The sequence below is a fragment of the Stenotrophomonas sp. YJH_SMC_79 genome, from assembly GCF_059367995.1.
The window spans coordinates 53,382-67,562 of record NZ_JCAFRK010000005.1 but is presented as its reverse complement, the minus strand read 5'-3'; the positions used below and the strand labels follow the sequence as shown (position 1 = coordinate 67,562).

The 14,181-nt window shown below is 66.6% G+C and carries 11 protein-coding genes; 7 read left to right on the top strand and 4 right to left on the bottom strand.

The window, feature by feature from the left end; all coding sequences use genetic code 11:
- Window positions 1-132: 132 nt before the first annotated feature.
- Window positions 133-354, top strand: a complete 222-nt coding sequence (locus AC5P57_RS17840) for a CsbD family protein (RefSeq protein ID WP_004137109.1) — start codon at window positions 133-135, stop codon at window positions 352-354.
- 72 nt (window positions 355-426) lie between these two features.
- Here the strand turns inward: AC5P57_RS17840 and AC5P57_RS17835 are convergent, their stop codons facing one another.
- Window positions 427-1,221 (bottom strand): hypothetical protein, encoded by a 795-nt coding sequence (locus AC5P57_RS17835; protein WP_099551510.1) that lies wholly within the window; start codon window positions 1,219-1,221, stop codon window positions 427-429.
- Between the two features lie 108 nt (window positions 1,222-1,329).
- Between AC5P57_RS17835 and AC5P57_RS17830 the strand changes: the two genes are divergently transcribed.
- From AC5P57_RS17830 to AC5P57_RS17815, 4 genes are all read left to right on the top strand, one after another.
- A complete protein-coding gene (locus AC5P57_RS17830; protein WP_099551509.1) occupies window positions 1,330-2,622 on the top strand; it encodes a tryptophan--tRNA ligase in 1,293 nt (430 codons plus the stop codon).
- Between the two features lie 124 nt (window positions 2,623-2,746).
- Complete coding sequence (locus tag AC5P57_RS17825) at window positions 2,747-3,043, top strand: hypothetical protein (RefSeq protein WP_099551508.1); 297 nt, start codon at window positions 2,747-2,749, stop codon at window positions 3,041-3,043.
- Between the two features lie 149 nt (window positions 3,044-3,192).
- Window positions 3,193-4,125 (top strand): MBL fold metallo-hydrolase, encoded by a 933-nt coding sequence (locus AC5P57_RS17820; protein ID WP_099551507.1) that lies wholly within the window; start codon window positions 3,193-3,195, stop codon window positions 4,123-4,125.
- 105 nt (window positions 4,126-4,230) lie between these two features.
- On the top strand, window positions 4,231-5,883 hold the full coding sequence (locus AC5P57_RS17815; RefSeq protein WP_099551506.1) for a M28 family metallopeptidase: 1,653 nt from the start codon (window positions 4,231-4,233) through the stop codon (window positions 5,881-5,883).
- Window positions 5,884-6,066: 183 nt separating this feature from the next.
- Here the strand turns inward: AC5P57_RS17815 and AC5P57_RS17810 are convergent, their stop codons facing one another.
- Window positions 6,067-7,401: an MFS transporter gene (locus AC5P57_RS17810; protein WP_099551505.1), complete on the bottom strand. Its 1,335-nt coding sequence runs from the start codon at window positions 7,399-7,401 to the stop codon at window positions 6,067-6,069.
- 223 nt (window positions 7,402-7,624) lie between these two features.
- Here AC5P57_RS17810 and yedA point away from each other — a divergent pair, with 223 nt between their 5' ends.
- Together yedA and rarD are read left to right on the top strand one after the other, a co-directional pair.
- Window positions 7,625-8,530: a drug/metabolite exporter YedA gene (yedA, locus tag AC5P57_RS17805; RefSeq protein WP_099551504.1), complete on the top strand. Its 906-nt coding sequence runs from the start codon at window positions 7,625-7,627 to the stop codon at window positions 8,528-8,530.
- Window positions 8,527-9,423, top strand: coding sequence for an EamA family transporter RarD (rarD, locus tag AC5P57_RS17800; RefSeq protein ID WP_032965507.1), 897 nt, complete (start codon window positions 8,527-8,529; stop codon window positions 9,421-9,423). Before yedA ends, rarD begins: the two co-directional genes overlap by 4 nt.
- A gap of 207 nt (window positions 9,424-9,630) precedes the next feature.
- Here rarD and AC5P57_RS17795 read toward each other — a convergent pair whose 3' ends face one another.
- Window positions 9,631-12,489, bottom strand: a complete 2,859-nt coding sequence (locus tag AC5P57_RS17795) for a TonB-dependent receptor plug domain-containing protein (protein WP_262235800.1) — start codon at window positions 12,487-12,489, stop codon at window positions 9,631-9,633.
- Between the two features lie 358 nt (window positions 12,490-12,847).
- Window positions 12,848-14,170: an ABC transporter permease gene (locus AC5P57_RS17790; RefSeq protein WP_099551501.1), complete on the bottom strand. Its 1,323-nt coding sequence runs from the start codon at window positions 14,168-14,170 to the stop codon at window positions 12,848-12,850.
- Window positions 14,171-14,181 lie beyond the last annotated feature (11 nt).

The following is a 14,181-nucleotide window of genomic DNA, read 5'->3' as shown; positions in this document are numbered from 1 at the left end:
CATGTGTCGAAGCGTAGTGAACCATTCAAGCAGGTGAGCATCTATTTCATTGCCGGTTGACCGGCACTCAACAGCCGCCGCGCGAAGCTGGGGCCACGGTAAGAACGCCGTTGCAGCCGAGGATTCCCAGCAATGAACAAAGACATCATTTCCGGCAAGTGGTCGCAGCTGAAGGGCAAGGCCCAGGCCAAGTGGGGCGATCTGACCAACGACGACTTCGATGTGGCCGAAGGCAATGCCGAGTATCTGGCCGGTCGCCTGCAGGAACGTTATGGCTGGGCCAAGGACCGCGCCGAGAAGGAAGTGCGTGAGTTCCAGGACAGCGTGAGCAAGGACTACCCGGACTACAAGTAAGCGCTACGGTTTCCCCCACAGCACAACGCCCGCACCGTGAGGTTGCGGGCGTTGTGCTGTCTGGACGGGCGATCAGCGCGCTGGCGGGTCCGGCACGTAGCGGTTGGGGAACGCCTGTGGTTCGCGCGGCAGGCGCGACGGCGAATCCACCAGGATGCCGCGTGCGCGCAGGTTGCGGGCGCTGTCGTAACGCAGCTGCAGAACCTGCGCCGGGCTGCGGCTGGCGCGTTCGAAGTCGGTATCGCGCACCGAGGACTGCTCGCGTGCGCCGTGGCCGGTACCCAGCGCCGGCGCCTGCGACTTGCTGGCGTAACCCTCGATACGGCTGGCACTGGCATCGGCCGCTGCTTCGGCCGCCGGGGCGGGTGCTGGCAGGCCACGGCGCAGGATCGGCTGCGGGTACCAACGGCGGGCTTCCTCGAACACCGCCACGCCGACCACACCGATGTTGTCCGGGCGACCAGTGCGGCTGGCATAGCTGCCGCTGGGGCTGCTGAACACGAACTGCGCCACTTCGTCCTGGCTCTTGCGCCAGCCGGTGATGTCGGCGCGCTGGCCGGGGTTGAGCACGTAGCCGGTCTGCGAGGGATCGGCATCTTCGCCGGAGATGGCGTTGATGCCGTCCACCGACAGCACCACCAGCACCCGGCGCGGGCTGTCGTTGTACAGGCGCACGGCGTAGCGGTGGCCGCGCTCACCGGCCACCCAACGCTGGCCCTCGGCGGGGTAGCTGCGCAGTTCGGTGCCGCGGTCGCGGTCGACCAGGGCCATGCGCACCGGGCCGCCCGTGTACACCGGTGGCGGGGGTGGGGCCGGGCGGAAACCGGCCAGGGGCAGGATCAGCAGCAGGGGCAGCAGGCGTTTCATCGGGCGTCTCCAGCGGGGTTGCGTGAATGAACGCGCCGCAGGCCCTGACGGGGTTGGTGGCGTGCAAGGTAAACTGGCCCCGTTCATCGAAGGTTACCCCACGCAGTCATGACGACCCGAGTCCTTACCGGCATCACCCCCTCCGGCACGCCCCACCTGGGCAACTACGTTGGCGCCATCCGTCCGGCCATCGCCGCCAGCCGCGCTCCGGGGATCGAGAGCTTCTTCTTCCTGGCCGACCTGCACAGCCTGATCAAGTCCCAGGACCCGCAGCGCACCCAGCGCGCGACCCTGGAGATCGCGGCCAGCTGGCTGGCCTGCGGCCTGGACCCGGAACACGTGTGGTTCTACCGCCAGAGCGACATCCGCGAGACCACCGAGCTGATGTGGTTCCTGACCGCCATCGCCAGCAAGGGCATCCTCAACCGCGCGCACGCCTACAAGGCGGCGGTGGACAAGAACCGCGAGGAAGGCGTGGACGAGGACGCAGGCGTCAGCGCCGGCCTGTTCATGTATCCGGTGCTGATGGCCGCCGACATCCTCATCTTCAAGGCCAACCAGGTACCGGTGGGCCGTGACCAGATCCAGCACATCGAGATGGCGCGCGATTTCGCCCAGCGCTTCAACCACGTGTACGGCAAGGAGTACTTCCCGCTGCCGGACGTGGTGATCGACGAGCAGGTGGCGACGCTGGCGGGCCTGGATGGCCGCAAGATGAGCAAGAGCTACCACAACACCATTCCGCTGTTCGTGCCGCGCGAGGAGCTGAAGAAACTGGTGTTCTCGATCCTGACCGACTCGCGCACACCCGGCGAGCCGAAGGACACCGAAGGCTCGGCGCTGTTCCAGATGTACCAGGCCTTCGCCACCCCGGAACAGACGGCGGAATTCGCAAAGGCGTTCGCCGCCGGCATCAGCTGGGGCGATGCCAAGCAGCAGCTGTTCGAGCGCATCGACAGCGAGCTTGCACCGCTGCGCGAGCGCTACAACGCGCTGATGGCCGAGCCGGAGAAGATTGAAGCGCTGCTCAAGCGCCGTGGCCAGCAGCTGCGCGAGCAGCTGGCGGCACCGCTGCTGGACGAGCTGCGTCATGCCGTGGGCCTGCGTGACCTGTCCACTGCGGGCGATATCGCCAGCGAGGATGCCGGCGTTGCCCGCGTGGCACCACCACTGTTCAAGCAGTACCGCGAAAAGGACGGCCGCTTCTACTTCAAGCTGACCGCCGGTGACGGCACGCTGCTGATCCAGAGCGAAGGCTTCGATTCGCCGCGCGATGCCGGCCAGTTGATCGCGGTGATCAAGCAGGCCGAGCAGGGCGATCAGCTGCAGAGCGAGCTGTTCAAGCTGGACGCCGAAGTGGACGCGGTGCTGGCGGCCCTGGCGGTGCTGCGCGCCGAATGACGGGTAGTGCCGGCCGCTGGCCGGCAAGGGCACGGGACATGCCGGCCAGCGGCCGGCACTACCAGGGCATTGCGCCCATGGCATGATGCCCACGCGCCTCAGGCGCGATGACATGGAGTCTGCGATGGCCTGGTTGTCGCTGCTGCTGTTCCTGCCTTGGTTCCTGCTGCTGGGCAGCCTGTACTGGCTGTTCCCGCGCCAGCCGCGCACCGCGCGGCGGCGCCTGTTCGATACCACCACCTTGGTGCTGGCCTTCGCCCTGAGCATCGTGTCGATGCTGTGGGGCTTCCGCATCGGCGTGGTGCAGCCCGGCGCCGGCCCGATCTGGCCACAGGTGCTGGCGGTGCTGTACGCCTACGGCGCGTTCCTGGCGGTGCTGGTGCTGGCGTTGCTGCTGCGGCCGCGCTGGTTGGACCGGTAGCGCCGGCCGCTGGCCGGCAACCTCGGGGTAGCCAGTTGAATGCAGTTGCCGGCCAGCGGCCGGCACTACCCGACCAAAGCCGCATCGAACCCGGGCCGCCCGCGCGCCTACCATGGAGGTCTGTTCCCGATCCTGCCAGGTGCGTGCCGATGACCGCCGACCCCAGCATCCACACCATCGATACCGGCTTCCAGCGTCCTGATTTCGACGCGGCCTACCTGATCGTTGAAAACGGTCGCGCGGCCTTCGTCGACTGCGGCACCGGGCTGTCAGTGCCGGCCATGCTGCAGGCGCTGGCGGACGCCGGCCTGGGTGTGGACGCGGTCGACTGGCTGCTGCTGACCCACGTGCACCTGGACCACGCCGGCGGCGCTGGCCTGCTGATGCAGCAGCTGCCGAACGCAAAGGCGGTGCTGCACCCGCGCGGTGCGCCGCACATGATCGACCCGGCCCGGCTGATTGCCGGTGCGACCGCCGTTTATGGTGCCGAGGAAATCGCCCGCAGCTATGGTCGCATCGAGGCGATTCCGGAGCAGCGCGTGGTGGTGGCTGAAGACGGCCACCGCATCGACCTGGCCGGCCGCGAGCTGTTGCTGCTGCACACACCGGGTCACGCGCTGCACCACTACTGCGTGTGGGATGCGCGCAGCCGCAGCTGGTTCACTGGCGATACGTTTGGCATCTCCTACCGCGAGCTGGACAGTGCGCAGGGCGCTTTCATCTTCCCGACCTCGTCGCCGGTGCAGTTCGATCCGGAGGCGATGAAGGTCTCGATCCGGCGCATGCTCGATTACACGCCGCAGGCGATGTACCTGACCCACTACGGACGTGTGGAGCAAGTGGAGAAACTGGCCAACGACCTGTTCGAACAGATCGATGCGATGGCGACCATCGGCCGCCAGTGCGATGGTCGGCCGGACCGCCACCGCTGCTTGCTGGCCGCGTTGCAGGCGCTGTACCTGGAGCGTGCGCAACAGCATGGCTGTGCGCTGGACCAGGCGGCGGTGACCGCCGTGCTGTCGATGGACATCGAGCTGAACGCACAGGGCCTGGCCTGCTGGCTGGACCGCATCCGTCGGTAGATCCACGCCATGCGTGGATGACGCAAGTCCACGCTGCACCGCGATGTCACGACCACGTTACACTCTGGTGACTTCCAAGCCTGCCGTGGTACTGCCGTGAATCCGATGCGCGTGTTGCTGCTGTCGTCCTGCCTGTTCGTCGGTGGCCTGGCCCATGCGGCCAACGACCTGCCGGGTGGCGGCATCGATCCGCAGGCACTGTCGCGGCACGTGCGTGTACTGGCGTCGGATGAATTCGAGGGCCGCGCGCCGGCCACCGAGGGCGAAGAGCGCACGGTGCAGTACCTGATCGAGCAGTTCCGCAGCTATGGCCTGCAGCCGGGCGGCGTGGACGGCAGCTGGGTGCAGCCGGTGCCGCTGGTGCGCGCCCAGCTGGATGGTGCGGCCAAGGCCAGCCTGTCGCTGAAGCAGGGCAAGCGCGCGCTGGCCAACGGTGTGGACGTGACCCTGCAGAGCCTGCAGCCGCGCAAGCGCGTGCAGATCAAGGATGCGCCGCTGGTGTTCGTCGGCTATGGCATCGACGCCCCGGAACGCCACTGGAACGACTACAAGGACGTGGACCTGCACGGCAAGATCGCCGTCGTGCTGATCAATGACGCCGATTTCGAGGCCGATACACCGGGCGCGTTCGATGGCAAGGCGGTGACCTACTACGGCCGCTGGACCTACAAATTCGAGGAAGCCGCACGCCGTGGTGCCGAAGGCGTGCTGATCGTGCACGAGACCGCGCCGGCTGCGTATGGCTGGGCCACGGTGAAGAGCTCGGGCACCTCGCCGCTGTTCGACATCGAGCGCGGCCAGGCCGAAGCAATGGCCCAGCACACGCCGCTGCGCGGCTGGATGCAGCGCGAGCTGGCCGAGGCGATCTTCGCCGACGCTGGCCTCGACTTCGATGCCGAGAAGCGCAAGGCGATGCGTGCCGACTTCCGCCCGGTGGCACTGGACAACGCGAAGCTGAGCGTGGATCTGGCGCTCAAGCGCGAGCAGGTGGTGACCCGCAACGTGGTGGCCAAGCTGCCCGGTGGAGAACATGCTGACGAGGCCGTGATCTTCTCCGCGCACTGGGATGCGTTCGGTATCGGCCAGGCCGATGCCAAGGGCGACCGCATCCGACGTGGTGCGATCGACAACGCCACCGGCGTGGCCACGGTGCTGGAACTGGGCCGCGTATTCGCCGCCGGCCCGCAGCCGCAGCGCACGCTGTACTTCGTGGCCCTCACCGCCGAAGAGAAGGGCCTGCTGGGCGCCAGCTACTACGCCGCGCACCCGCTGGCGCCGTTGGACAAGACCGCTGCGGTGCTGAACATCGAGATGTTCAGCCCGGATGGCGCGACCCGTGACATCGCCTCGTGGGGCAAGGGCCGGGTCTCGCTGGAAGGCGATCTGGAACGCGTGGCCAAGGCCCGCGGCCGCAGCTACAGCCCGGACCCGAACCTGGAGGCCGGCTTCTTCTACCGTGCCGACCACTTCGCCTTCGCCCGTCTGGGCGTGCCGGCGATCACCATCGGCCCGGGCCTGGACAAGCTGGACGGCGGTGTTGAAGCCGGCCGCGCGCTGCGCGAGAAGTACTTCGCCGACTGCTACCACCAGGCCTGCGATGCCTGGACCCCGAGCTGGGACCCGAGCGGCCACGCCGCTGACACCCTGCTGGTCTACGACCTGGGTGCCGAGCTGGCCAACAGCCGCCGCTGGCCGACGTGGGAAAAGGAATCGGAGTTCCGCAGCACGCGGGACAAGAGCGAATCCGCCCGCCGCTGACGGGGTAGTGCCGGCCGCTGGCCGGCAACCTCATGAACCTTCCGAAAGAATGTGGCGTTGCCGGCCAGCGGCCGGCACTACCGCTCGGCTGCGGCCAGCGTTGCCGCGATCCACATCCGTGGGATGGCGGGAAACGCAGCGGCCACCGGCATTGCACCGGTGGCCGCGATCACTGCAGCGCCCTTACTTGCGGGTGCCGTCGAGCCAGTTCGGGCCCTTGTTGGTCAGGAAGAAGATGTAGACCACCAGCGAGACCGCGATCGTTGCGGTGACGTAGATGGCGAACCAGTCGACATGGCCGGTCTTCAGTGCGCCCTGGTACAGCAGCGGGGCGGTGCCACCGAACAGCGAGTTGGCCAGTGCGTAACCCAGGCCCACGCCCAGTGCACGCACGTGGGTGGGGAACAGTTCGGCCTTCACCACCGCGTTGATCGAGGTGTAGCCGGTGAGGATGACGAAGGCCAGTGCCAGGGTCAGGAACGCCAGGGTGGCGTCATGCTGGTGCGGCAGCTGGGTGATCAGGTACCAGCTGTACAGCACGCCGCCGACGCCGAAGAACACCAGCAGAGTCTTGCGGCCGATGATGTCCGACAGCCAGCCACCCACCGGTTGCAGCACCATCAGGAACGCCAGCACGCCCAGGTTGATCAGGGTGCCGGTCATCGGGTCGTTGCCGGCGAAGGCGCTCTGGATCATCTTCGGGCCGTTCACCGAATAGGTGTAGAAGGCCACGGTGCCACCGGCGGTGATCAGGAAGCACAGCAGCAGCGGACGCCACTGGTGCACGAACAGTTCGTACATCGAACCGGACTTCTTTGCCTTGCCCTCGCGTGCGGCCTCGATCGACGATTCTTCCATCGTTTCGTCCATGCCCCGGCGCAGCCAGAACACCACCACCGCGGCGATGCCACCGATACCGAAGGCGATGCGCCAGCCCCACTCGGAGATCTCCGGCTTGCCCCAGAAGGTCAGCATCAGCAGCAGGGTCAGCTGGGCCAGCACATGGCCGCCGACCAGGGTGACGTAGTGGAAGGAAGACAGGAAGCCGCGACGGCCGGGAATGGCGGCCTCGGACATGTAGGTGGCGCTGGCACCGTACTCGCCGCCTGTGGCGAAGCCCTGCAGCAGGCGTGCGAACAGCAGGATCACGGCGGCCCAGATGCCGATGCTGGCGGCGGTAGGGGTGATGGCGATCAGGAACGAGCACAGCGCCATCAGCGTGACCGAGACTGTCAGTGCCAGGCGGCGGCCGTGGCGGTCGGCGAAGCGGCCGAAGAACCAGGCACCGATCGGGCGCATCAGGAAGGTCGCGGCGAAGATCGCCCACACGTACATGGTGGAGTTCTTGTCGTCAGGCGAGAAGAACTGCGATTCGAAGTACACGGCGAACACCGAGTACACGTAGACGTCATACCACTCCACCAGGTTGCCGGCGGAGCCTTTGAGGGTGTTGGAGATCGACCGCCGCAGGGCGGCGCGGTCGTTTGCGGGTACGGCAGGTTGGGACGTGGTGCTCATCTGGGTGGGAATCCTCGATGCGGCGCGTCCGTGCGCAGGGAAAACGGCGCCCGGCCTTGGGGCGGCGCGGCCGGGCAGCCCTCTTGGTACTGCATCGGCCGTCAACACGGGGTAGCAGACCAGAGCAGGGTGCATGGATGGATGACAGCGTGCCACCGTCCGGGGTCCCGGACCATACTCAAAACGTCCTAGAATCCGCCTTCCCCCGGCTCCCTGGTGTGTCATGTCGGCTCCCCCTTCTTCGTCTGCGGCTGCCCCCCGGGGTGGCCTTGTCGCGCTGGCATTGCTGCTGGTCTATGTGGTCTGGGGCTCGACCTACCTGGGCATCGCCAAGGCCCTGCACGGTGGCGCGCTGCCGCTGACGATGGTTTCTGGCAGCCGGTTCATCATTGCCGGTGGCCTGATGTTCCTGGCCTTGCGCCTGTTCTGGAAGATGCCGAACCCGACCCTGCGGCAGTGGCGCAACCTGGTGGTGATGGGCGTGACCATGCTGGTGCTGGGCAACGGCATGGTAGTGCTGGCCGAGCGTGAGGTGTCCTCGGGCCTGGCCGCGACCGCGGTGGCCTCGGTGCCGCTGTGGATGGCGCTGTTCTCGGCGCTGCGCGGCCAGCACGCCAGCAAGGGTGAATGGCTGGGCATCGCGGTCGGCTTTGCCGGCGTGGTCTGGCTCAATGCCGGCAGCAGCCTGACCGCCTCGCCGACCGGGCTGGTGCTGCTGCTGATCGCGCCGATCGGCTGGGCCTTCGGTTCGGTGTGGTCACGTGGCCTGGACCTGCCGGGCCCGTTCATGACCGCCGCTGGGCAGATGATCTGCGGTGGCGTGCTGCTGGTGCTGATCGGCCTGGCGGTCGGCGAGCGCCCGACCACGCTGCCCGATGCCGGCGGCCTGCTGGCGATGGCCTACCTGTGCGTGTTCGGTTCCATCGTCGCGTTCACCGCCTATGTGTGGCTGTTGCAGAACGTGCGCCCGGCGCTGGCCGGCAGCTATGCGTACGTCAATCCGGTGATTGCCGTGCTGCTGGGTGCTGCATTGAATGGTGAACGCTTTGGATGGCGGGACTTCCTCGCCATGGCGGTGATTCTTCTGGGTGTGGTGGTACTGACAATGGCAAGGACACGAAAGAAATGAGCATGGACGAGAAAGAACAACGCCGGGGCCTGCTGGTCACTGCCTCCACCTTCGTGATCTGGGGGTTGGTGCCGGTGTACTGGCACCTGCTCAACGAGGTGCCCTCGTTCCAGATCATCGCCCACCGCATCATCTGGAGCACCGTGATGGTGCTGGGCTGGCTGCTGATCAGCTCGCGCCTGGGCTGGTGGCAGAAGATCGCCGCGCAGCCGCGCGCGTTGCCGATCCTGCTGGTGTCGAGCCTGACCATCGCCTTCAACTGGGGCCTGTACATCTGGGCGGTCAATGCAGGCCACGTCATCGAAACCAGCCTGGGCTACTTCATCAACCCGCTGGTGAACGTGCTGCTGGGCGTGTTGGTACTGAAGGAGCGCCTGCGCCGCCTGCAGTGGGTGGCGGTGGCGATGGCAGCGGTGGGCGTGGCCTGGCTGACCATCGACGCGGGTACGCCACCGTGGATCGCGCTGGGCCTGGCCTGTTCGTTCGGCCTGTATGGCCTGCTGCGCAAGCTGGTCTCGGTCGACCCGGTGGCCGGCCTGGGCGTGGAGAGCATGTACCTGTTCCTGCCGGCGCTGGCGTTTGCGATCTGGGCCGAGAATGGCCATGGCGGCGCGTTCTTCCACGGCTGGGGCTGGCGCAATGACCTGCTGCTGATCTTCGGTGGCGCAGTGACCGCAGTGCCGCTGATCGGCTTCGCGTACGGCGTGAAGCGCATTCCGCTGTCGCTGGTCGGCATCCTGCAGTACATCGCGCCGAGCCTGCAGCTGCTGCTGGGCGTGTTCTTCTTCCACGAAGCGTTCGATACCGCCAAGGCGATCGGTTTCGCCGCGATCTGGGCCGGCCTGATCCTGTTCGTCGGCGACAACATCCGCACGATGCGCGCCAAGCGCTAGCGCCGACGGGGCTGCGGGGGCGGATCCCTCCGCAACGCGGAGGGCTCTGACCTCTTTTCCGTCCGCAGCCTTGGGGGCAGGGCCCTTCGCAGGGCGAAGGGATCCGACCCCGCTTCCCCAAAAAAAGAGCGGCGCCCCGAGGGGCGCCGCTCTGCTTCCATCCACAGCCAGGAGAGAGTTGGCTGTGGCGGGAACGCGGTTGCAGGCTTAGAAGCGCTGCTGGTACTTCATGTACATGAAACGACCGATGTCGAAGCCACCGTAGTAGGTGAAGCTGCTGTTCGGCTGGCTGTACATGATCGGACCCTGGTGGTCGAAGACGTTGTTCACGCCCAGCGACACGGTGCCGTCCCACGGCAGGCTGTAACGCACCTGCAGGTCGTGGAAGGTGTTGGAGCCCACCTTGCGGCTCGGCTGCGCATCGGTGTACGGCGAGACGAAGCCGGCCATGTTGCAGTCCGGGCCACCGGACAGGTCATACGAGCAGGCTTCCTTCATGCCCGAGTAGTAGCGGGCGGTCCAGCCGATGCCCAGGTCGCCGTACTGCCAATCCAGGTTGAAGGTCGAACGCACGCGGAAGTTGCCCTGCCAGCCGGTCTTCTGCTCCACCGGCGTGGTGGCGGCGCTGTCGTTGCGCTGCTCCAGGTAGTCGGTGTAGGTGGTGTTCCAGGTGGCGGCAAAGCGGCCGAACGAGGTTTCCGGCAGGCGGTAACGCAGGCTGAAGTCGTAGCCGGCAGTTTCGCGGTAGCCCGCATTGACCAGCGATCGGTCCAGCGACGTCACCTGGCCCAGCGTCTTGGCGCTGGTGGAACGGGTGAAGCGGCCGCAGGCCGAATCCACGCCCTGCACGTAGCACTGGTTGAGGATGTCGGTGGCCGACTCACCCACGATCGCGTTGTCGATGCGGATCTTCCACCAGTCCAGGCTGACGTCCAGGCCCGGCACGAACTCGGGGCTGTACACCAGGCCCACGGTCCAGGTCTTGGCGGTTTCCGGCTTCAGGTTCGCGTTGGAACCGGAGTCGAAATCGGCGATGCCCTGCTGGCCCGGACGGTTGGCGACGTTGCCTTCCGACGCGGTCTGCTGGCGGAAGTTCGCCGGCACCTTCAGCGCCTGGCAGCGTGCGGCCACGGTCGAGCTGCTGGCAGCGATGCCGAACGAGGTATCGCACGGATCGGTGAACGAATCACGGCTCTTCACCGCACCGCCGTACAGGTCGTCCACGGTCGGCGCACGGAAGCCGGTGCCATAGGTCGCACGCACCAGCAGGCTGTCGATCGGCTTCCACTTCAGGCCGAACTTGCTGTTGGTGGTCGAACCGAAGGTGTTGTAGTCGGTGTAGCGGCCGGCCAGGTCCAGCGACAGCTCACGTGCAAACGGCATGTCGGCCAGCAGCGGTACCTGCAGTTCCAGGTAGACCTCGTTGAGCGAGTAGTCGCCACGGGTCGGCTGGCCGGTGGTGCCGGCGATCTGGCCCTTCTGCACCATCAGGTCCGGGGTGTAGCTGGCTTCTTCGCTGCGGTGCTCGAAGCCCATCGCGGCCATCACGTCGCCGGCCGGCAGGGTGAACACCGAACCGGAGATGTTGGCGCTGGCGACCTTGGTGGTGCTCTTCATCTTGTCGACGAAGCGGGTGAACAGGTAGTCCTGCACGTCCTGGTTGCTCAGCGAGCCCGGGCCCGCATAGCCCATCGGCGCGGCCGGGTTCCACGGCACGCAGCCGGCGATCACCGCGCCCGGGGTGCCGCAGCGTGCCACGGTGCCATCCATGAAGGACGGGCCGACTGCCAGGTCGACGTGCGGCTGGTACATGCTGCCGGTACCAATACGCTCGCCTTCATTGCGGTTGTACATGTAGCTGACGTTCCAGTCCCAGTAACGCGAACCGGTTTCGAAGCTGCCTTCCAGGCCGATGCTGGCGCGCTTGGTGTCCAGGTTGTTCTCGGTCGCACGCGGCATTTCTTCGGTGCGGTGGGAGAACAGCACGTCCTCGCCCCAGTGGTTGAACGCGCTGTCCTTGGACAGGGCAGCACGGGAACCGTTGCGGGCCTGCGCGGTGGATACCGAGTAGGGGTAGCCGGCCAGGTGCTTGGTCGACTCGCGCTTGCTGTACAGCGCGTCGGTCACGATGCGCAGGTCATCGGTGATCGAGAAGCCACCGTTGGCGAACACCGAAGTGCGCTCCAGGCCGCTCAGCAGGCTCATGTTGGTCTTGGTGTTGGCACCATCGGCCGGATTGGGCGTGTGGAAGTTGCCCTTCTGGCTCGGGTCGCCGCCCGGGCCCACGGTCAGCGACTTGCCACCGACGGTGACGCTGCCCCACTGCGTGGTCTGGTTCAGTGCCTTGACGTCGTCGGGATGGCGCGGGCCACCCGGGTAACGGCTGAACTCGCGCTCGCTGCCGAGGATCTCGTCTTCCTTGGTGCGCTCGGCGCCGACGCTGAACCAGCCGCGGTCGAAGGTCTTGCCGAAGGTGGCGCTGTAGGAGCGCTTCTGGCCGTCGCCTTCACCGTACTGGCCGACGTAGACGCTGGCTTCGCCACCGTCGAAGTTCTTCCGGGTGATGATGTTGACCACACCGGCGATGGCGTCCGAGCCGTACAGCGCGGATGCGCCGTCGGTCAGCACTTCAACGCGCTCGACGATGGCCGAGGGAATCGAAGCCAGGTCGGAGTAGCCACCGGCGCTGACGCCCATGCGGCGGCCGTCGATCAGCACCAGGCTGCGTTCCGGGCCGAGGTTGCGCAGGCTGACGTACGTGCCGCCAAAGTCGCGCGAAGAACTCAGCGACGACGAGCGGCTCAGGCTCGGTGCGCCGGCGGCGGTGACGTCCTGCAGGATGTCGGCGACGTTGATGTAACCCTTCTTCTCGATCTCGGCGCGGCTGAGCGCGACGACCGGCTGTGCGGTCTCGACACTGGCCTGGCGGATGCGCGAGCCGGTGATTTCGATGCGGTCGAGGTTGGTCGGGGTATCGCCGGCGCTCTGTGCGAAGGCGGGGGTGGTGCAGCTGGCGGCCAGCGCGATGACGATCGCGTTGCGCAGCGGATTGGTTTTCAGGGACATCCGTGAAATCTCGTGTTTCAGGAAAAACAAGCGCCCGTTCTATGGACGCGTGGGGTGCTGCAAACCAACGTGGGGGGCGCGATTCTAGAATGTTTCCATTCGTAACTGTTTGCCTCTGCGCCGCGGATGGGCGCGAAAATGAATCGCAACCAACAATCCACAGATGGGATGTGCGCAACGTCACGCGCGTTGCGTCTGGGATGGGCAGAGGCATCGGTAACGGCGGATTTTCGGCAATCTGTAGGCGCGCGTGTGCGCCGGCATCCATCCACGCCATGCGTGGATGACGCGCAAAAGAAAAGGGACGGAGCCTTCGCTCCGTCCCCTGCGCAATGCGCGTTTTATCGCTGCGTGATGCTCAGGTTTCGCGCAGCGCCGTGGTGATCGGCAAACGTGCCGCGCGCAGCGCCGGGAACAGGCCACCGACCAGGCCGATGCCCAGTGCCCATTTCAGGCCGGTCCACAGCAGTTCCGGCGACACATGGAACTTGAACACCACCGCGCTGAAGTTGCTGCCGATCGTGGACACGCTGTAGCCATTGAACAGCAGCCACGCCACCGCACACCCCAGCAGGCCACCGAGCAGCGCCAGCAGCATCGTCTCCAGCATCACCGCGGTGACCACCGGCAGGCCACGGAAACCGATCGCACGCATGGTGGCGATCTCGCGGGCGCGCGTGGCCACTGCCGCATACATGGTGTTGAGCGCGCCGAACACCGCACCCACCGCCATGATCGTGCCGATCACCTTGCCGAGGATATCGATCAGCTTGGTCAGCCCGCCGCCCTGCTTGCTGTAGTAGACGCGGGTGGTTTCCACGTCCAGTTTCAGGCGCGGGTCGGCGGCGACGGCGGCCTTGAACTGCTCGAAGCCGGCCTTGCCATCAGTGCGCACGCTGATCGACTGCCACGCGCTGCGCTGGTAGGTGGTGGCCAGCGTATCGGCGTCGGTCCACAGTTCCGAATCATGCGCATCGCCGGTAGCGAACACGCCGACCACGGTCCAGGTCTGGTTGCCCAGGGTCAGCGTCTTGCCCACGTCCATGTCGCGGAACTGGCCCTTGGCACCCTGGCCGACCACGATCTCGCGCAGGCCGGTGGCAAACTTGCGGCCTTCGATGATCTTGACCTTGTCATGCACGGCCCACGCCTGTGGGCCGACACCGCGGAACTGTGCGTTGACGTCGGTGCCGTCGGACTTCGATACCAGGTTGACCACCTGAGACAGCTCCGGCGACAGCAGCGGTCGGCCTTCGCCATCGCGGCTGATGCCGGGCAGGGTGGACAGCGTGGGAACCTGTTCGCGGGTGATCACCGAGTTGGTCTCGGCCTGGGAGCCACCGCGCAGCACGATGGCGGTGGTGTCATCGCCGGTATTGTTGAGCGTAGCCTGGAAGCCTTCGCCCATCGCCAGCATCGCCACCAGCACGCCGACCACACCGGCGATGCCGACCACGATCACCGAGGATGCGCCCCAGCGCTGCGGCAGGCTGGCCACGCCGATGCGGGTGGCCGCCAGTGCCAGCCGTCCGCCCCGGGTCAGCAGCAGCCACAGGGCCACCAGCACGGCCACGGCCAGCACGCCAACCCATGGCAGGCTGATCCACAGCACCAGGCCGATCACCAGCAGCAGCACCGTCACGCCGTTGCCCAGCCACTTCTTGAGTTTGCTCTTGAACATGTCGGTGTCCT